Annotated in this window: 18 protein-coding genes; all 18 read right to left on the bottom strand. The window is 59.2% G+C overall.

Translation table 11 applies throughout. From position 1 onward, the window contains the following. Window positions 1-3: 3 nt before the first annotated feature. The 18 genes from ACO6TG_RS24800 to ACO6TG_RS24715 all read right to left on the bottom strand — a co-directional run bounded on the left by ACO6TG_RS24800 (window position 4) and on the right by ACO6TG_RS24715 (window position 18806). A complete protein-coding gene (locus ACO6TG_RS24800) occupies window positions 4-1158 on the bottom strand; it encodes an acyl-CoA dehydrogenase family protein (protein WP_422375646.1) in 1155 nt (384 codons plus the stop codon). Beyond that, a complete protein-coding gene (locus tag ACO6TG_RS24795) occupies window positions 1158-1958 on the bottom strand; it encodes an enoyl-CoA hydratase family protein (protein ID WP_422375645.1) in 801 nt (266 codons plus the stop codon). Before ACO6TG_RS24795 ends, ACO6TG_RS24800 begins: the two co-directional genes overlap by 1 nt. After that, a complete protein-coding gene (locus ACO6TG_RS24790; protein WP_422375644.1) occupies window positions 1951-2424 on the bottom strand; it encodes a MarR family winged helix-turn-helix transcriptional regulator in 474 nt (157 codons plus the stop codon). Before ACO6TG_RS24790 ends, ACO6TG_RS24795 begins: the two co-directional genes overlap by 8 nt. Next, window positions 2424-3167, bottom strand: a complete 744-nt coding sequence (locus ACO6TG_RS24785) for an SDR family NAD(P)-dependent oxidoreductase (protein ID WP_422375643.1) — start codon at window positions 3165-3167, stop codon at window positions 2424-2426. Before ACO6TG_RS24785 ends, ACO6TG_RS24790 begins: the two co-directional genes overlap by 1 nt. After that, complete coding sequence (locus ACO6TG_RS24780; protein WP_422375642.1) at window positions 3164-5458, bottom strand: bifunctional salicylyl-CoA 5-hydroxylase/oxidoreductase; 2295 nt, start codon at window positions 5456-5458, stop codon at window positions 3164-3166. Before ACO6TG_RS24780 ends, ACO6TG_RS24785 begins: the two co-directional genes overlap by 4 nt. 99 nt (window positions 5459-5557) lie before the next feature. Beyond that, entirely contained in the window at window positions 5558-6244 is a 687-nt protein-coding gene (locus ACO6TG_RS24775; RefSeq protein ID WP_422375641.1) for an imm11 family protein, read from the bottom strand. 255 nt (window positions 6245-6499) lie between these two features. Further along, on the bottom strand, window positions 6500-7171 hold the full coding sequence (locus tag ACO6TG_RS24770) for an imm11 family protein (protein WP_422375640.1): 672 nt from the start codon (window positions 7169-7171) through the stop codon (window positions 6500-6502). A 296-nt stretch (window positions 7172-7467) separates the two neighbouring features. Then, window positions 7468-8076, bottom strand: coding sequence for an imm11 family protein (locus ACO6TG_RS24765; protein WP_422375639.1), 609 nt, complete (start codon window positions 8074-8076; stop codon window positions 7468-7470). A gap of 384 nt (window positions 8077-8460) precedes the next feature. Continuing rightward, a complete protein-coding gene (locus ACO6TG_RS24760) occupies window positions 8461-9069 on the bottom strand; it encodes an imm11 family protein (protein ID WP_422375638.1) in 609 nt (202 codons plus the stop codon). 73 nt (window positions 9070-9142) lie between these two features. Continuing rightward, on the bottom strand, window positions 9143-10126 hold the full coding sequence (locus tag ACO6TG_RS24755; protein WP_422375637.1) for a LacI family DNA-binding transcriptional regulator: 984 nt from the start codon (window positions 10124-10126) through the stop codon (window positions 9143-9145). A 74-nt stretch (window positions 10127-10200) separates the two neighbouring features. Next, the gene (locus ACO6TG_RS24750) at window positions 10201-11127 is read right to left on the bottom strand and encodes a ribokinase (protein ID WP_422375636.1); all 927 of its coding nucleotides are present in this window, start codon (window positions 11125-11127) and stop codon (window positions 10201-10203) included. Continuing rightward, on the bottom strand, window positions 11124-11534 hold the full coding sequence (gene rbsD, locus ACO6TG_RS24745) for a D-ribose pyranase (protein WP_422375635.1): 411 nt from the start codon (window positions 11532-11534) through the stop codon (window positions 11124-11126). The genes ACO6TG_RS24750 and rbsD overlap by 4 nt, the downstream gene beginning before the upstream one ends. After that, window positions 11531-12529: an ABC transporter permease gene (locus ACO6TG_RS24740; RefSeq protein WP_094070016.1), complete on the bottom strand. Its 999-nt coding sequence runs from the start codon at window positions 12527-12529 to the stop codon at window positions 11531-11533. The genes rbsD and ACO6TG_RS24740 overlap by 4 nt, the downstream gene beginning before the upstream one ends. Beyond that, window positions 12526-14091 (bottom strand): sugar ABC transporter ATP-binding protein, encoded by a 1566-nt coding sequence (locus tag ACO6TG_RS24735; protein ID WP_422375634.1) that lies wholly within the window; start codon window positions 14089-14091, stop codon window positions 12526-12528. Before ACO6TG_RS24735 ends, ACO6TG_RS24740 begins: the two co-directional genes overlap by 4 nt. Window positions 14092-14170: 79 nt before the next feature. Beyond that, window positions 14171-15091: a sugar ABC transporter substrate-binding protein gene (locus tag ACO6TG_RS24730; RefSeq protein ID WP_422375633.1), complete on the bottom strand. Its 921-nt coding sequence runs from the start codon at window positions 15089-15091 to the stop codon at window positions 14171-14173. 716 nt (window positions 15092-15807) lie between these two features. Further along, a complete protein-coding gene (locus tag ACO6TG_RS24725; protein ID WP_422375632.1) occupies window positions 15808-16188 on the bottom strand; it encodes a GFA family protein in 381 nt (126 codons plus the stop codon). A gap of 11 nt (window positions 16189-16199) precedes the next feature. After that, window positions 16200-16940 (bottom strand): SDR family oxidoreductase, encoded by a 741-nt coding sequence (locus ACO6TG_RS24720; protein WP_422375631.1) that lies wholly within the window; start codon window positions 16938-16940, stop codon window positions 16200-16202. A gap of 414 nt (window positions 16941-17354) precedes the next feature. Further along, window positions 17355-18806 carry an aldehyde dehydrogenase family protein gene (locus tag ACO6TG_RS24715; RefSeq protein ID WP_422375630.1) on the bottom strand — a complete coding sequence of 484 codons (1452 nt, stop codon included), beginning with the start codon at window positions 18804-18806 and terminating at the stop codon, window positions 17355-17357. Between the last annotated feature and the right edge of the window lie 47 nt (window positions 18807-18853).

Genomic DNA, 18853 nt, shown 5'->3' with positions numbered 1-18853 from the left:
GGATCAGTCTCCCTGAAAGGCGCCGAGAGCCTGGCGCGCGATGATGATTTTCTGAACGTCCGAGGCGCCCTCATAGATACGCAGGGCCCGGATCTCGCGGTAGAGTTTTTCGACGGCTGTGCCCGAGCGCACACCATCGCCGCCGTGCAGTTGCACAGCCTTGTCGATGATCTGCTGCGCCTGATCGGTGGCAAAAAGCTTGGCCATGGCGGCTTCGCGGGTCACCCGCGGAGCGCCGCTGTCCTTGGTCCAGGCTGCGCGATAGATCAGCAGGGCTGCGGCGTCGACATCGAGCGCCATATCCGCGATATGTCCCTGCACCAGCTGCAGGTCAAACAGCGGCGCGCCCTGGATTTTGCGGGTCACCACGCGGGAAAGCGCCTCGTCCAGCGCCCGCCTTGCGAACCCAAGCGCTGCGGCCGCAACCGTCGAGCGGAAGATGTCGAGCACGGACATGGCAATCTTGAAACCGGCGCCGGGCGTGCCGATGAGGTTTTCCTTCGGCACGCGGCACCCGGTAAAGCGCAGCGTTGCCAGGGGATGCGGGGCAATCGTCTCCAGACGTTCGACAACCTCAAAGCCCTTCAGATCCGGCGTCACGATAAAGGCGGAAAGCCCCCTGGCACCGGGCGCCTCGCCGGTTCGGGCGAAAAGCGTATAGACATCGGCGATGCCGCCGTTGGAAATCCAGGTCTTTTCGCCGTCCAGCACATAGGCATCGCCGTCGAGGGTTGCCGTCATCGTGGAATTGGCAACGTCCGAGCCAGATTGCGGTTCGGTCAAGGCAAAGGCAGAAATGGCTTCGCCCGACCGTGTCCTTGGCAACCAGTCCGCTTTCTGGGCATCCGTGCCGAAGAGGGAGATTGCGCCGGTGCCGAGCCCCTGCATGGCGAAGGCAAAATCAGCGAGACCGTCATGGCGGGCCAGCGTTTCCCGGATCAGGCACAGGCTGCGCACATCCAGACGGCCGTCCGGAGCACCTGAATGCTGCAGAAACCCGCCCTTGCCAAGCGCCGTCACCAGCTCTTTGCAGGCGGCATCCGTGTCGGTGTGATCCACATCGGCGAGATGTGCATCCGCCCAGTTTTCCAGTTCCTCGGACAGGACCCGATGCCTGTCTTCAAAAAACGGCCATTGCAGGAAGGTCTTGTCTGACATCAGTCGCCCTCGAAGACCGGTTTTTCTTTTTTGACAAAGGCCTCGTAGGCCCGGCGGAAGTCATTGCCCTGCATGCAGATCGCCTGGGCCTGGGCTTCAGCTTCGATGGCCTGTTCCACGCTCATCGACCATTCCTGGGCCAGCATGGTCTTGGTCATGGAATTGGCGAAGGTCGGACCAGCGACGATGCGTTCGGCCATCTGGAGCGCCGTTTGTTCCAGAGCCTCCGTGGGTGCCAGCGCATTGAAGAAGCCCCAGGCATGGCCTTCATCGGCCTTCATCGACCGGCCCAGATATAGCAGTTCCGCCGCCCGCCCCTGACCGATGATGCGCGGCAGGATCGCGCAAGCGCCCATGTCGCATCCGGCGAGACCAACCCGGTTGAACAGGAAGGCCACCTTGGCCTCAGGCGTTGCCACGCGCAGGTCGGACGCCATGGCCATGATCGCCCCCGCACCGGCACAGATGCCGTCGACCGCGGAAATGATCGGCTTGCCGCAATTCAGCATCGCCTTGACGAGATCACCGGTCATGCGGGTAAAGGCGAGCAGCTCCTTCATGTTCATTTTTGTGAGCGGCCCGATGATGTCATGAACGTCACCGCCGGAGGAGAAATTGCCGCCATTGGGCAGGATTACCACGGCATGAACATCGTCGGCATAAGGAAGGTCGCGGAACCAGTCTCGCAGCTCGGCATAGCTTTCGAACGTCAGCGGGTTCTTGCGCTCCGGCCGGTTCAGCGCGATGCGGGCGATGCCGTCTTTGATGTCACATTTGAAATGCGTTACGTCGTCACGCATGGCCGCTGTCCTCGTGGCTGTTTCGGTTGAGAACGGCGTCAAGGCGCGCCGACACCGTATCGATGTCGTCCGGCGACCAGCCGTCCAAAAGGTCGTTGATCCAGGTTTCGTGATGGTTGGCGAGATCCTCGAAGGCCGCCCTGCCCTTGTCGGTCAGCCGGGCCTGTTGCGCCCGCCGGTCGCCAGGAACGGCAACCCGTTCGGCCAGGCCCTCTTCCGTCAGCTTGTCGACAATGCCGGTGACATTGCCGTTGGAGACCTTCAGGAAGGTGGAAAGGTCCGACATTTTCAGGCCCTCCGGAAACCGGGCCAGCGCCGACATGACATCAAATCGCGGCAGCGTGGTGCCGTGATCATCGCGCAGGTTGCGCCGGATCTCCGCCTCGATGCCGTTGACCGATTTCAGGAGCTTCAGCCAGAGACGAAGCCGCGCCTTGGACAGCTGGTCCTGCGATTGATCCGACATCACAGCTCCCCCCCGGCAAGTGTCAATGCATGGCCGTTTACCGACACGGCACCGTCTGAACAGAGATAGAGCGCCGTTTCGGCAACTTCGGAAACCTGAATGAACCGCCCTTGCGGATTGTCCGCCTTCAGCGTGTCGGCGGCGGCTTCCGCGCTCATGCCGGTCTTTTCGACGATCGTGTCGATCGAGCGCTGCAGCATCGGCGTCTCGACAAAGCCCGGACAGATGGCGTTCACCGTGATGCCTGTTTTGGCAAGTTCCCGCGCCAGTGACCGGGTCAGGCCGACAACGGCATGTTTGGCTGCGCAATAGCCGCTGACATAAGGATAACCGCGCAGGCCCGCCGTGGAAGCAATGGCGATCATGCGGCCCCAGCCATTTGCCTTCATGTCCGGCAAGGCCGCTTGCCAGACATTCGACGTTCCGAGCAGATTGACCGCCAGCATGGACTGAAGATCCTCCGGCGCCGTTTTCAGGAACGGCTTGCTTTCAACGGCACCGGCATTTGCCACCACCACATCGATGGCTCCGTTTTCTGACTTGGCCGCCTCGAAAGCAGCCTTGACGGCCCCGGCATCCGTGACATCGCAGACCTGATAGGCCAGTTTCTGTTCGGCCAGCTTTGCTTCCGTGCGCCCCAGGATCGTCACCTTAGCACCGGCCTCGCAAAAGCGATGGGCACAGGCGGCGCCAACACCGCTGCCTCCGCCGGTCACCACGATATGTCGGCCCGAGACACTCATACTTTCAGCATCTCCGCTTCCCGGTCGGCCAGGCGCCAGAGCTGGTCGCGGCCGGCGAGATACGGCTTCGGCCAGTCGGACGCGTTGCGGTCGCCGATCTTGGCGCCCTCATGGAAGGTCCAGTAGGGATCGGCCAGATGCGGACGGCCGACAGCGACCAGATCGGCGCGGCCCGCCATCAGGATCGAGTTGGCGTGATCGGCCTCGTAGATGTTGCCGACAGCCATGGTCGGCAAGCCGCCCTCGTTGCGGATCCGGTCGGAAAACGGTGTCTGGAACATCCGTCCATAGACGGGCCTCGCCTTGGGCGTGGTCTGACCGGCGGACACATCCACCAGATCGACACCCGCTGCGCGGAACATCCGGGCGATCTCGACCGCATCGTCCGGGGTCACGCCTTCTTCACCCACCCAGTCGCAGGCGGAGATACGCACAGACATGGGCTTGTCCTCCGGCCAGACAGCGCGCATGGCCTTGAAGACGTCCAACGGCCAGCGCATGCGGTTTTCCAGCGATCCGCCATAGTCATCGGTCCGGACATTGGAAACCGGTGAAATGAAGGAGGACAGCAGATAGCCGTGGGCGGCGTGAAGCTCGATCATGTCGAAGCCGGCCCGGCCTGCCATTTCGGCTGCGGAAACGAACTCGGCCTTGATCTCGTCCATCTCGGCCAGGGTGATCTCGCGCGGTGTCGCATTGCCGTCGGACCAGGGAATGGCGGAGGCGGAGACCAGCTCCCAGTTGCCGCTTTCCAGCGGCTGGTCCATGCCTTCCCAGCCGATCCTCGTGGAGCCTTTACGGCCGGAATGGCCGATCTGGCAACAGATCTTCGCGTCGGTCTCGGCATGGACAAAATCGGTCAGCCGTTTCCAGGCCACTTCATGCTCGGGCGCATAAAGGCCCGGGCATCCCGGTGTGATCCGCCCTTCAGCGCTGACGCAGGTCATCTCCACATAAACAAGCCCTGCCCCGCCCTTCGCGCGCTCGCCATAATGGATCATGTGCCAGTCGGTCGGAGCCCCATCAACGGCCTTGTACTGGGCCATCGGCGAGACGACGATGCGGTTTTTGAGCTCCAGCCCGCGCAGCTTGAACGGGGTGAACATCGGTGAACGTACCGGCTCATTTGGCGAGACACCCGCCTGGTCCATGAACCAGCGCTCGGCCGATTCCAGCCATTTCGGGTCACGCAGACGCAGGTTTTCATGGCTGATCCGCTGGGAGCGGGTCAGCATGGAATAGTTGAACTGTACCGGGTCGAGATGCAGGTAGCGCTTGACGTGCTCGAACCATTCCAGCGAGTTGCGCGCGGCGGATTGCAGGCGCAGCACTTCCAGGCGCCGGTCTTCTTCGTAGCGCTTGAAGGCGGCTGCCATATCCGGCTCGGTGTGCAGGTATTCGGCAAGCGCGATGGCCGATTCAAAGGCCAGCTTGGTGCCCGAGCCGATGGAAAAATGCGCTGTCGCGGCGGCATCCCCAAGCAGGACCACGTTCTCGTGGCTCCATTTCTCGCACAGGACCCGCGGAAAGCGGATCCAGGCAGAGCCGCGGATGTGTTTCGCGTTGGTCATCAGCGGATGACCGCCCAGGTGATCCTTGAAAATCTCCTCGCAGGTGCGGATGCTGTCTTCCTGGCTCATCTCGCCAAAGCCGAAGGCGTCAAACGTTTCCTGGTCGCATTCGACAATGAAGGTCGCTGTTTCGTCGTCGAACTGATAGGCGTGGGCCCAGACCCAGCCATGCTCGGTTTCCTCGAAAATGAAGGTGAAGGCGTCCGCGAATTTCTGGTGCGTGCCGAGCCAGACGAACTGGCAGAGCCGCTGGTCGATGTCCGGCTTGAAGGTATCCTGGTAAAGCGTCCGGGTCCTGGAGTTCAGCCCGTCGCTGGCCACCACCAGATCGTAGTCCTTGCGGTAGTCTTCGGCGCTCTCGACTTCGGTCTCGAATTTCAGATTGATGCCGAGTTCGCGGGCGCGGTCCTGCAGCAGCAGAAGCAGCTTCATGCGGCCAATGCCGCAAAACCCGTGACCGGTGGAAACCAGACGCTCGCCGCGCAGGTGAAGTGCGATGTCGTCCCAATAGGCAAAGTTCTCGCCGATCGCCTTGGCGCTGACCGGATCGTTTTCGGCCAGGTTCTGCAAGGTCTCGTCGGAGAGCACCACCCCCCAGCCGAATGTGTCGTCCGGCCGGTTGCGCTCGATCACGTCGATCTCGTGTCCAGGATCGCGCAGCTTCATCGAGATGGCGAAGTAGAGACCGGCTGGTCCTCCCCCGAGACAGGCAATCCGCATGTGATCCTCCATGGCTGCGTTGTCTTCAGCGAACCACAGGGAGAAATTTATTTCAAGCTTAAAGTTTTAGGTTTGAAATATATGGTCAGAGAGGCTGACCTATTGTGGGTTCTCCTCCACGATCCGGCAGCGACGCAGCCGCAAATAGCCTCCCTTGATCTTTGCCTGCCGAATGGCTTTGACGAGGGAACCGCTCAGGAAAATTTCATATTTAAGCCTCGGATCGACCCAGATATCCGGTCCACTATCCAGCGCCGCCGCGGCCACGGCTATATCTCCATCCGTTTCGGAGTAAGTATCCCAAAGATCGCGCCCATCCTCGTTCATGGTCAGGATCGTTTCGAGAGCCCGAGATTCCACAGGCAGGAACATGCGGTCGCGAGCCACAAAATTGAGCACGTAGTAAGGCCCCGGCAGTTCCGTCACCTTATCCTCTTCAAAAACAGGTATCTGGACCATTTTTCCGGCACCGAGATCCGCATCCAGAAGCACCTCCGCCAGACGTCCCTTGACGGCAGCAAATCCGCCCAGGAAGAAAAAATCCTTGCACTGTTTGAAGCGCTTCTCATCAAAGACATAGCAGGCTTCCGGCAAGTCTTCGCGCCGCAAGATTTCACCGCGCACCTGGCGCTGCATATTATCAAATACACCATCTGGTTCAGGCGGAACCTTATGTGTCGGGGGTTCCCAGTCCTGCCCGAAATACTTTGCACGAATGCCGAGCTTGTTGCCGAGCACCCCGTTGGTCAGGGCGCTGCTGACCCAAATCTCGCTGTTGTTTGTCATGTCATTTTCCAACTGAACGATTACAAACTCAATTTCTCAAATTGTCGCTGTCGCTTCCCGTCCGATCACTTCTCCCCCAATCGCCTCATCCTACGCAACTGCGCCTCTGGCAAAGATCCTCTCCACGGCAGTCTCTGCGAACCGCTCTGTCGGCTGGCGCAAGGTGGTCAGGCGGAGGACGACGAGGTAGTTTCCACTGCTGAAATTTACCCCGAAATTCAATCAGATATGCAGGAACAGCGCGTTTTTAAATATCTACTTCAATGAAAACGCGTGCAAAATAATCCCGGTCAATCCGGCAGATACAACATCTTCCTTCACGGCGTTTGATAGGAACCGACCGCTTGACACATATTTATCCACCCATGCATGACGCTCCCCGATGACTCTCTTTGAAAAGACCATCTTTCCGGACAGCGCATCCCAAAGTAACTTCCCTTTTTTTGCCGTAGAATTATTGGGGTCTACTGAATCAAGCCGGTTACAAAAATTAAAAAAATATACCCGCCCGATCTTTTGTCCATCTTCAGACATCACGTCTATGGGGAAGAACTGATGAACACCCGGCTCATGCCGCTCCACTATTTCCTTAAAAGCATCACTAACCAAAATAAGCCCGTTGCTCATGAAAAAGTCATAGGGAGGAATATCTTTGTTTTTCCAGACCATCCTCGTCGGAATGAAGTCGGGTCTGACCGGTCGACCAGCATACATTCTTCCAGGTTCAAACAACGGGTTGCTGCCAGGATCCGGGGTCGTATCGACATATTCAATCTTGTCGACATCACCATCAAGATACTCTCTCTCAATGATGTAACCAGCAACTTCATCAAATCCAATTGCCCAAACAAATTCATCGGCCATCGATAAATCCTTTTCTTCATAATCTGCTGTAGCGATCACTCTTGCCTCAACAAGCGATTGCATCTCAACTGCCAAGACAGCCAAAAATATCAATAACCAAGGGCGGAAGCGTCATAAGCTAGGTGCCCCACGCCCAAGCGTTCGCTCTTTTGACAGGCTGAGCTGCGGACGAGGCGCGTCGAATTACCCTTGTGCGGGACCTGATCGTTGAAGATCAGGTCTGACTGAGCCACATGCACCCATGATACGGCAAACGACACGGAGGTCCGGCTGTCTCGAAACCTTGTGGATTTGCATTGCTTCGACATAGCGGAATTCGACGGGGTAATTTCCACCAGATATGCAGCGGCAACGAATTTCTATTTCACGTGACGAGCGTTAAAAACAATCCCGGTCAATCCGGCAGATACGACATCTTCCTTCACGGCGTTTGATAGGAACCGACCGCTTGACACATATTTATCCACCCATGCATGGCGCTCCCCGATCACGTTCTTTGAATAGACCATCTTTCCGGTTCGAGGCTTCCAAAGTAACTTCCCTTTTTTTGCCGTAGAATTATTGGGGTCTACTGAATCAAGCCGGTTACAAAAATTAAAAAAATATACCCGCCCGATCTTTTGTCCATCTTCAGACATCACGTCTATGGGGAAGAACTGATGAACACCCGGCTCATGCCGCTCCACTATTTCCTTAAAAGCATCACTAACCAAAATAAGCCCGTTGCTCATGAAAAAGTCATAGGGAGGAATATCTTTGTTTTTCCAGACCATCCTCGTCGGAATGAAGTCGGGTCTGACCGGTCGACCAGCATACATTCTTCCAGGTTCAAACAACGGGTTGCTGCCATGATCCGGGGTCGTATCGACATATTCAATCTTGTCGACATCACCATCAAGATACTCTCTCTCAATGATGTAACCAGCAACTTCATCAAATCCAATTGCCCAAACAAATTCATCGGCCATCGATAAATCCTTTTCTTCACAACCTGCTATAGCGATCACTCTTGCCCCAACAAGCGATTGCATCTCAACCGACAAAACAACCAAAGATATCAATGACCAAGGGCGGGAGCGTCACACAGCTAGGAGAGCCCCCGCCCAAGCGCTCGCTCTTTTCACAGGCTGAGCTGCGGACGAGGCACATCGAATTGCCCTTGTGCGGGACCTGATCTTTGAAGACCACGTCTGACTGAGCCACATGCGCCCACGACGATAAACGACACGGAGCTCCGGCTGTCTCGACACCTTGTGGATTTGCATTGTTCCGACATAGCGAATTTCGACGAGGTAATTCCACTGCTGAAATTTACCCCGAAATTCAATCAGATAGGCAGCGTCAACAAATTTCTATTTCACGGTACGAGCGTTAAAAACAATCCCGGTTAATCCGGCAGATACGACATCTTCCTTCACGGCGTTTGATAGAAACTGACCGCTTGACACATATTTATCCACCCATGCATGGCGCTCCCCGATCACGCTCTTTGAATAGACCATCTTTCCGGACAGCGTATCCCAAAATAATTTCCCTTTTTTTGCCGTAGATTTCTCAGGATCCACAGAGTCAAGCCGGTTACAAATATTAAAGAAGTATACCTGCCCGATCTTTTGACCATATTCAGACATCACTTCTATTGGGAAGAACTGATGAACACCCGGCTCATGCCGCTCCACTATTTCCCTAAAAGCATCACTGACCAAAATAAGCTTGTTGAGCATGAAAAAGTCATAGGGAGGAATATCTTTGTTTCTCCAGACCATTCTGGTTGGAATGAAGTCTGGTTTGACCGGGCGACCAGCATACATTCTTCCAGGTTTAAAAGACGGGTTGCTGCCATGATCCGGGGTCGTATCGACATATTCAATTTTGTCGACATCACCATCGAGATAGTCTCTATCAATGGTGTAGCCAGCAACTTCATCAAAACCAATTGACCAAACTGAACAGTGAGACACCAGTCCCTCCCAAAATCAAAATTAACTTTCTATCAATGAGCTAATGACCAACCCGGCATAAGCCGCTCTGAGTCTAAATTGCCGCCGTTGACTCCCGCACGACAACCTCTCCTCCAATCGACTCATCCTGCGCCACTGCACCCCTGGCAAAGATCCGTTCCACAGCAGCCCCTGCGAGCCGCTCAATCGGCTGGCGCAAGGTGGTCAGGCGGGGGACGACAAGGGAGGCGAGCGTGATGTCGTCGAAGCCGGTGACAGAGAGGTCTTTCGGAACCTCCAGCTTGAGGTCGCGGGCGCAGCGCAGGACACCGATCGCCTGCTGGTCACTGGCCGCGGCAATGGCAGTGGGGCGGCTGCCGGGCGGAACGCCTTTCAGGAGCGTTCGGCCGATCTCCTCGCCGCTGTCATAGTCGAACTGGCCTTCCCGCACTTCAAGCCGGATCGGGTCTTCAGCTGTTGAGAGCGCCTTGATCCGCGCGACAAACCCCTCCCGGCGCTGGCGGGCAACCTCCATCGATTGCGGACCGGCAATATAGGCAATCCGTCTGTGCCCAAGCCCCACGAGATGATCGGCAATCTTCTGCGAGCCGTCAAAATGATCGGTCGCAACCAGCGGATAGGCGCCGAAACGGCGATCGAGAGAGACAATCGGCACATCGGCCTTGTGGCTCTGGCCGCCATCGGAAGTCGCCACGACGATCACGCCGCAGACCGAGCGGTCGAGCAGCACGGAGACCTGGGTTCTTTCGTCTTCCAGGTCGTCGTGGGAATTGGCCAGCATCACCGAATGGCCGCGCTTGGCAGCTTCCATTTCGATGTTCTTGGCAAGCTGGGCAAAAAACGGGTTGGTGATGTCCGGCACCACGAGGCCGATCACCTCGATGGAATTGGTGCGGAGCGCCCGTGCGGCCAGATTGGGCTTGTAGTTGAGCTCTTCCATCGCCGCGGTCACGCGCTTTTTCAGAGGCTCCTTGACGGTTTCATTCTTGGAGAGAACCCGCGAGACAGTTCCAACAGACACACCGGCTTTGCGTGCGACGTCTTTGATTGTTGGCATCTGCAGGCGGTCTCCAAGTCAGGTCCTACTCCTTGAAGCATTCCTCGGAGCGGCAATCAAGATGCCGAATTCATTCAGGCGGACAGCGACTTAAGCGGCGCTTCCAGCTCGTCCAGTCTCGGCAGCGACGCTGCCGCCCCCTTGCGTGTCGTCGCGAGCGCGGCAGCGCGCATGGCAAAGGCAATGGCGTCCCTGTAACTCTCGCCGAGGCTCAGCCGCGTCGCGAGCGCCCCGTTGAAACAATCGCCCGCGGCGACCGTGTCGATGGTCTTGACCTTCGGAGCCGGCAACGCCTCCACCTCGCCATCGAGCGCCCAGGCGACCCCCGTCCCCCCCATGGTGATGATGGCACCGCGCGCACAACAGGGAGCCAGTTGCCTTGCAGCCTCGCGGCCTTCGTCCAGTGTTGCCGGTTCCCACCCCAATAGGCCCGCAGCCTCATGGGCATTCGGTGTCACGATGTCGAAGTCCGCCAGCAAGTCACGCGGCCAGGCCGGGCTTGGGGCTGGTGCGGGGTCCATGATCACCAGAGCCCCTCCGGAACGCGCCAGACGGGCCGCCTGCAAGGAGGCCTCCAGACCTATTTCGTTCTGAAGGAGAACCACCTGGGCGTCCAGCAGGACTTCCTTTTGCCTCTGGATATCGGAAGGTCCCAGCTTCAGATTGGCGCCTCCGGCAAGTCTGATCATGTTGCCGCCATCGGGTCCGACATCGATGAAGGCAAGGCCTGTTGCCGCGTCCGGCACTTCCTGAAGCAACGCACCGACGCCTTCCCTGCGCAGCTCCATCGCGGCCTGCTGGGCAAACCCGTCCGTACCGATGGCGCCGACAAAGGCCGTCCTGGCGCCAAGACGCGCGGCGGCGACAGCCTGATTGGCACCTTTGCCACCCAGAGAGGACACAGTTTCACGAACGGCGATGGTCTCACCCACCTTCGGCCAGCGGTCCAGATAGCTGGTGAGGTCGATATTGATGCTGCCGACGACAGTTACGAATTTCAAAACGCGACCCCGCTGACAAGAAGAAGATTGGCATAGGGCGTGACCTCACCCGTGCGGATGACGGCCCTGGCCCCGGCGCTGCGCTGCTTGAAGTCCTCGTGCGAGAGCAGCGAGGTCGTCACCCTGGCGGAGCCTTGCGCCCGCCAGAGCTCCACTTCCGCTTCCATCACGCCAGAGACCGTGTCGGACGCCTCTTCGGCCCAGATCGCCTGTTCGATCGTCAGTTCCGAGCGCAGAGCATTCAGCACATCGCGCAGGCGCGGCACACCGGGCGAGACGGCGAGATCGATCACGGTGACGCCGTCCGGCACGGGCAGGCCCGCATCGGCGACAATGATCTCGTCGAGGTGCCCGAGCGACGCGACCAGCGCGCTCAGGTGACGGTTGAGAAGTGCGGTCCGTTTCATTTTGCTGCGTATTTTGCGCGATAGTAGTCAAGCACTACGGCGATGATGATGACGACGCCGGTGATCATTTGGCGCATGAAATCACTCAACCCGATCAGGATCAGCCCGTTGGCAAGCACGCCGATGATGAAGGCGCCAAGCAACGTGCCGATGACCGAGCCCCGGCCGCCGCTGAGGCTGGTGCCGCCGATGATCACCGCAGCAATGGCGTTGAGCTCAAAGCCGATGCCGGCAATCGGACTGGAGATGTTGAGCCGGGCCATATAGACGATCGCCGCGATCCCCGCGGTCAACCCGCAAATGGTGAAGGCCGCGATCTTGTAACGGAACACCGAATGGCCGGCGAGCCGCACGGCTTCCTCATTGTTGCCGATGCCGTAGATCAGGCGGCCGAAGACAGTGAAGTTCAGAACGAACCAGGCGATGAAGACCAGGACCAGCGCGACCAGGAAAACCACCGGCACGCCGTAGATCATGGCCGAACCGAATTCCTCGAACGCGTAAGGGAAGGAATAGATCGTCTGGGCATCGGACACCTGCAGCGCGGCGCCCCGCGCAATGTTGAGCATGCCGAGCGTGATGATGAAGGACGGCAGCGCCCAATAGGCGCTGATCGCCCCGTTGACGACACCGCAAAGAACGCCGGTCAGCGTCGCCGCGACTATCGCCAGCGCAATCGCTTCGGCCGGGCCGAAACCGGGCAGCGTGATCGCCTTGCCGGCGACAACGGCCGCAAAGGCCATGACCGAGCCAACCGACAGATCAATGCCGCCGATCAGGATGACGAAGGTCATGCCGACCGCCAGGATCAGGTTGATGGTGATCTGGGTCAGGATGTTGGTGATGTTGTTCGGCGTCAGGAAATGCTCGGTGAAGAGCGAGAAGAACAGGATCAGCGCCAGGAGTGCGAGACCGATGCCGGCATTGTGCAGGACGGTGCGAATAGAGAATTTGGAAACCGGCGGCGCGGCTTCCTGAAGGGTTTCGGTGGTCATTGACGTGCTCCCCCGGCCGTGTCGGTCTGCCCGTAAGCCAGTTTCAGGATGTTTTCTTCTGAGAATTGGTCGCGGGCGAGTTCGCCCTGGATCTCGTGTTCAGCCAGCACCAGGATGCGGTCGGCCAGGGTCATCAGCTCGGGCATCTCGGAGGAGACGACCAGCAGGGCAACGCCCTCCCGGGCAAGGTCCTTCAGGATGCCGTAGATCTCGGCCTTGGCGCCGACATCAACGCCTCGGGTCGGTTCATCAAGCAGGAGCACCTTCGGCCCGCGCGCCAGCCATTTGGCCAGCACAACCTTCTGCTGATTGCCCCCGGACAGGCTGGAAACGGCGTCCGAGGTCTTGCCGTATTTGAGTTTCAGTTTCGCCCCGCCCTCGCGTGCCTTGCGGGTCTCGCTGGCAAGCTGCAACAGCCCGGAGCGTGACACAGCCCCAAGACTGGCCAGCGACATGTTGGCGGCAATCGGCATATCGAGGATCAGGCCTTCGTCCTTGCGATCCTCGGTGACAAAGCCGATCCCGGCAGCGATCGCATCACGCGGCCCCTTGAAACGCACTTCCTGGCCGTCGCGATAGAGTGTGCCGGACCGCAGCGGATCGACGCCGAAGATGCCGCGCAGGATTTCCGTGCGCCCCGCACCGACCAGACCTGCGATGCCGACAATTTCGCCGGCCCTCAAGTCCAGCGACACGCCGGTGTTGCCCGGGTTCGCGCCGGTCAGGAGATTGTCGAGCCTGAGAGCGGATTGGCCCGGCGTTTTCACGTCCTGCTCGTCCCGTTCCGCACCAAGGTGACGCCCGACCATGCGTTGAACAACGCCCTCCGGTGTCGTCTCCGCGATCAGGTCGGTCGCGATGGTTTTGCCATTGCGGAAGACCGTGACCCGGTCGCAGATGGCAAAGACTTCATCGAGATGATGCGACACGAAAACGACGGTCACACCATCCGCCTTGATGGCAGCCACAATGTCGAAGAGGCGCTTGGTCTCTCGCTCGGTCAGGGTTGCCGTCGGCTCGTCCAGGATCAGGATACGGCTCTTCGACTGCAAGGCCCGGGCAATCTCGACCAGCTGGCGATGGGCGATACCGAGCGATGAGACCGGCTGGGCGACGTCGATGTCGGAGAGGCCGATGGCGTCGAGCGCCTGGCGTGCCCGCCGGTTCATTTCCCTGCGGTCGAGCAGGCCAAACCGGTTGGTCGGCATGTGCTCGATGGAAATGTTCTCGGCAATGGTCAGGTGGTCGAGCAGGTTGAATTCCTGGTGCACCACCTGAACGCCGCGATCCTTGGCCTCATGCGGTGTTGCCGGCGTGTAGCTGTCTCCGGCGAGCGTGACCTCGCCGTCATCGAAGGGAAAGACACCGGAGAGGATCTTGATCAGGGTGGATTTGCCGGCGCCGTTTTCGCCGACGAGCGCATGAACCTCTCCCTCTTCAAGAGAAAAACTCACGCCATCCAGGGCCTTGACGCCCCCAAAATATTTCTTGAGACCGAGAACGGACAGAAACGGTGTTTCCGGCGCAGCTGCGGGCGCTGCGGCAAGCGAGGCGGCTGCCATGATGCGTCCTGTCGTGATCTTGAAAGAAAACAGCTCCCGCCCTTCAGGCTGACCGGACGGGAGCGCTCTTGGATTAGGCTTAGTTTGCCGTCACCAATTCGATCGGGGTCTTGACCCAGCCCTCGAGATCCTTGTCGGTTGCGACAACCTCCAGCGCCAGATCAATGGCATTGGCGGCCATGTCGGTGCCGAACTGGTCGACGGTGGCAAGCATGCGCCCGTCTTCGATCATCGGGCCAACGGCCGGGATGTTGTCGAAGCCGACGACCAGAATGTCGTCACGACCGGCACTTTCCAGAGCCTTGACGACACCGATGGCCATGGAATCGTTGGCGGCCATGACACCCTGAATGTCCGGGTTCGCGGTCAGCATGGTGGCGAAGACCTGGTTGGCTTCTTCGGTTTCCCAATGGGCCGTGCGGCTGTCCAGCAGGTCGAGCTTGAACTCTGCGACGCTGTCTTCAAAGCCCATGCGGCGCTGGTTGGCGTTGTCAGCGCCCGGGTTGCCTTCAATGATGACGACCTTGCCGCCCTCGCCCAGCGTCTTGCCGAGCGCATCACCGGCGAGCTTCGCGCCACCGCGGTTGTCCGGACCGACAAAGGCCAGATCCACACCCTGCTGCTTCTTGGCGTCCTCATCGAGCGCCACGTCGAAATTGACCACCACAATGCCGGCTTCCATCGCCTTCTTCAGCGGACGGACCATGGCGCGGCTGTCAGCCGGGGCAACAACGATGGCATCGACACCCTGGGTGATGAAATTCTCAACCGCGTTGATCTGGGATTCAAAGTCGGTCTCGTTCTGCATGCCGACGGCTTTCAGCACGTAGTCGCCACGCTTTTCCTGGTGCGCTTCGGCGCCCACCATCATGTTCTGGAAGAACTCGTTGGCGAGTGACTTCATGATCAGGCCGACCACCGGCTTGTCATCGGCCAGAGCGGTGCCACCAAGCAAAGCGAGACCGGTCGCTGCCGCGGCAGCGATTTTAAATAACTTCATGATTTTCCTCCCAAAAAGGCTGCACCCTCGGGGCCGGAATTCCGGCGCGATCAGGCTGACAAATTGAAAGCATGGAGTTTGAGACTCGTCAATATGAAACGTTTCATTTTTTTGAATGCATTCATTTTATCGCGAAAATTGACCAGCAAAATCAGCAACTTTCGCCTGAAATTAATCGGCAAAAAAATTTCAGTGAGGCGCATTCAAGCCGAAATCTGGGTTCTCCCCCCTGCCCAGTGTCCTTCCGGGTGAGCAATGCGAGGCATCGTCGCAGACATATTGCCGGAGCAAAAGTGCTGGCTGAAAAAACATCGGCGCTAAAGGCAGTACCGAGCGCAAGCGGACATGCGAGTAGACCCCGGATCGGCGCTACGCTTGTCCAGGGTGACACCCACACCTTCTCATCTCTCTTTCCGGACGAATGTGGCGCAGCTGGTCGCGGAGCCAGATTTCGGAGGTCTGCGCCCACCAGCATGCGTTAAACCCGACGAAAACACCAACCCCTGGTGTCACCCCGGGCGAGCGAAGCGAGACCCGGGGCCTACTCATTTCCAGAGCAAGAACTCAAGCTGAAAAGCATCGGCGCCAAAGGCAATACTGAACGCAAGCGGACATGCGAGTAGGCCCCGGATCGGCGCTGCGCTTGTCCGGGGTGACACCCACTCTTTCTCTTCGCTCATGTATGGATGACTGCTGGGCTTAGGAGCCCCTGTTCCTCAGCCTTCGTCCTCCCGGTCCCGCTCACAAAGCGTCATCTCCGGAAACTCCGGTAACCAGGCCTCGCGGCGGATGGTCCAAAGCTCATAGGTCGGCCGGAACTGGTCAGGGGCATCGAGCGCGCCGAGATGAACTTCAATCTCGTCACCCGTCCTGGAAAAGACCGACGAGCCGCAAAGCGGACAGAAATGACGGCCCTGAAAATTTTGCGTCTCCCCTTCGACGGTCACAGCCTTCTCCGGAAAGATGGCGGAGGCATGAAACAGCGCGCCGTGGTGCTTGCGGCAGTCCATGCAATGGCAAAGACCAACCCGCAAGGGCGCGCCCGATGCGACGAAGCGCACCTTCCCACAGAGACACCCTCCAGCACATTGTTTCATGGCCACTCTCCTCAGATGCAGCGTCCGCCATCCACCTCCATCGCAACCCCGGTAACCATGCCGGCTTCATCGGAACACAGGAAACAGGCGGCGTTGCCCATGTCTTCCGGGGTCGAAAACCGGCCGATCGGAATGGTGGAGAGGAACTTGGCGCGCATTTCCGGCGTGTCTTCGCCCATGAAGCTTTTCAGAAGAGGTGTCTCCCCGGCAACCGGGCAAATGGCGTTGACGCGCACGCCCGACGGCGCCAGTTCGACGGCCATAGTCTTGGTGGCTGTGATCATCCAGCCCTTGGAGGCATTGTACCAGTTGAGTTTCGGACGCGGACTGAGACCGGCCGTCGAGGCGACATTCAGGATCGCGCCCTTGCCCGCGTCGCACATGGCCGGCACAAAATGCCTTGCCGTCAGGTAGACCGACTTGCAATTAACCGCCAGGACCCGGTCGAACTCGTCTTCTGTCACATCCTGCATCGGTTTGGGCAGATGGGTGATGCCGGCGTTGTTGACCAGAATGTCGACCTTGCCCAGAAGCGAAGAGGCAACATCAGCAAGATGGGCGACGCTGTCATTGCAGGAGACATCCGTTTTGACAGCCAGGCCACCAACTTCAGCTGCAATCTCCTCCGCCAGCTCCTGATTGAGATCGGCCACCAGCACCTTTGCCCCCTCGGCTGCAAATTTGCGCACGATGCCGGCTCCAAATCCCGAAGCGCCGCCGGTGACGATTGCCCGTTTTCCGTCCAGTCTCATCCTTGTCTCCCGTTCCCTTGTTCGAGCTCTCCATCGTCACCTCGGCCGCAGCTAAGCGCGAGCCGGAACTGGAGAGCCAGTTGAGTTTGTTTCCTTCAAATCCCCATTCGGTGTTCGTCAGCGCCGGGTTTGACCCGGCAATCCACACCGTTTCCAAGCAACACGCTCAGGCGGTGCTATTGGAAACGCAACGGCCTGGATGCCATGGACAAGCCATGGCATGACGGCAGAGACGTTGATTTCCAAATATCCATCGCCAGTCATCCACTGCGCAGATCTGGCCCCCAGCCAACCCTGTCGTTCATTCCAAAAGCACACACAACCTCATGAGCTTCCCGGGTCCGCGCTTTCGCGAGGATGACAACCGAGAGTGTGGCTGCCGCTCCTAATTCCGTTTCCGCCGCAGGACTCCCCCTATCCGTGCAACGCCGCCACGGTCTTCAGGGTCGTGAAGCCGTAGAGCGCCTCAAACCCCTTTTCCCGTCCGTGACCGGACCTGCCCATGCCGCCGAACGGCAGCTCGACGCCGCCGCCGGCACCGTAATTGTTGATGAAGACCTGACCGGTCCGGATTTGCTTTGCCAGCCGCATCTGGCGTGCACCGTCCCGGGTCCAGAGGCTGGCCACCAGGCCATAATCGGTGCCGTTGGCTATGGCGACAGCCTCCTCTTCGTCATCGAACGGGATAATCACCTGAACCGGGCCGAAAATCTCGTCACGTGCCAGCACGTGATCCGGCGCCACATTGCCGAACAGCGTCGGGCGCACATAACTGCCGCCTTCCGGTGTTCCGCTGAGTTCTGCCTCCGCCGCCTTTTCAAGATCTGCACCCCGGTCGAGAAAACTGGAGACGATGCCTTGCTGTCTGGCCGAGATCAGCGGCCCGACATCGAGGTCGGCCAGCGCCGGACCGACTTTCAGGCCACCATAGCGCGCCGCCATCAGGTCGGTGACTTCCGCAACCCGGGACCGCTGCACAAGAATGCGCGAAGACGCCGAGCAGGTCTGCCCGGCATTCTGGATGCCCGCATTGACGAGAAACGGCAGCGCTGCATCCAGATCCGCATCCTCGAACACCAGCTGCGGAGACTTGCCGCCCAGTTCGAGCGTGACCGGCACCACGTTGCGGGCAGCGGCCATCTGCACCTGGATGCCGGTTGCAACGGACCCGGTGAAGGACACATGGTGCACGCCCGGATGCGCTGACAGGGCGGCACCGGCCTCACCGCCGAGCCCCGGCACCACATTCAGGACCCCGTCCGGCAATCCGGCCTGGCGAGCGAGATCGGCAAAGGCAAGCGCGGTCAGACACGCGTCCTCGGCCGGTTTCAACACACAGGCATTGCCCGTTGCCAATGCGGCGCCGACCGAGCGTCCGATGATCTGCATCGGGTAATTCCAGGGAACGATATGACCGGTGACGCCATGCGGCTCGCGCAAGGTGTAAACCGTATAGCCGTCTAGATAGGGAATGGTCTCGCCATGCAGCTTGTCGGCTGCGCCGCCATAGAATTCCAGGTACCGGGCGAGCGCGACAGCATCGTTGCGTGCCTGCTTCAGCGGTTTGCCGACGTCGATCGCCTCGATCCTTGCCAGATGGTCGACCTTTTCCAGTACAAGTTGCTGCAGGCGAAACAGGAAGCGCCCGCGTTCCGCCGCTGATGTCTTGCCCCAGGGACCTTTGAGAGCGGCGTCCGCGGCTGCGACGGCCGCGTCAATGTCGGCCGCTCCTCCCCTTGCAATCGCGCCGATACGCCCACCGGTCGAGGGATCATTCAGGGGCAGTTCCTCGCCGCCCAGAGGATCAACCCATGTGCCATTGATCAGGCATTTGGCCGGATCGAACCAGAGATCGAGCTCAGACATCCGTGGCTCCTCAGTAAAACATTGTGTGCTGTTTCGGGAAAAACAGT

The organism is Roseibium sp. (assembly GCF_965233565.1).
Classification (GTDB): Bacteria; Pseudomonadota; Alphaproteobacteria; order Rhizobiales; family Stappiaceae; genus Roseibium.
This window is presented reverse-complemented; position numbering and strand designations above follow the sequence as displayed.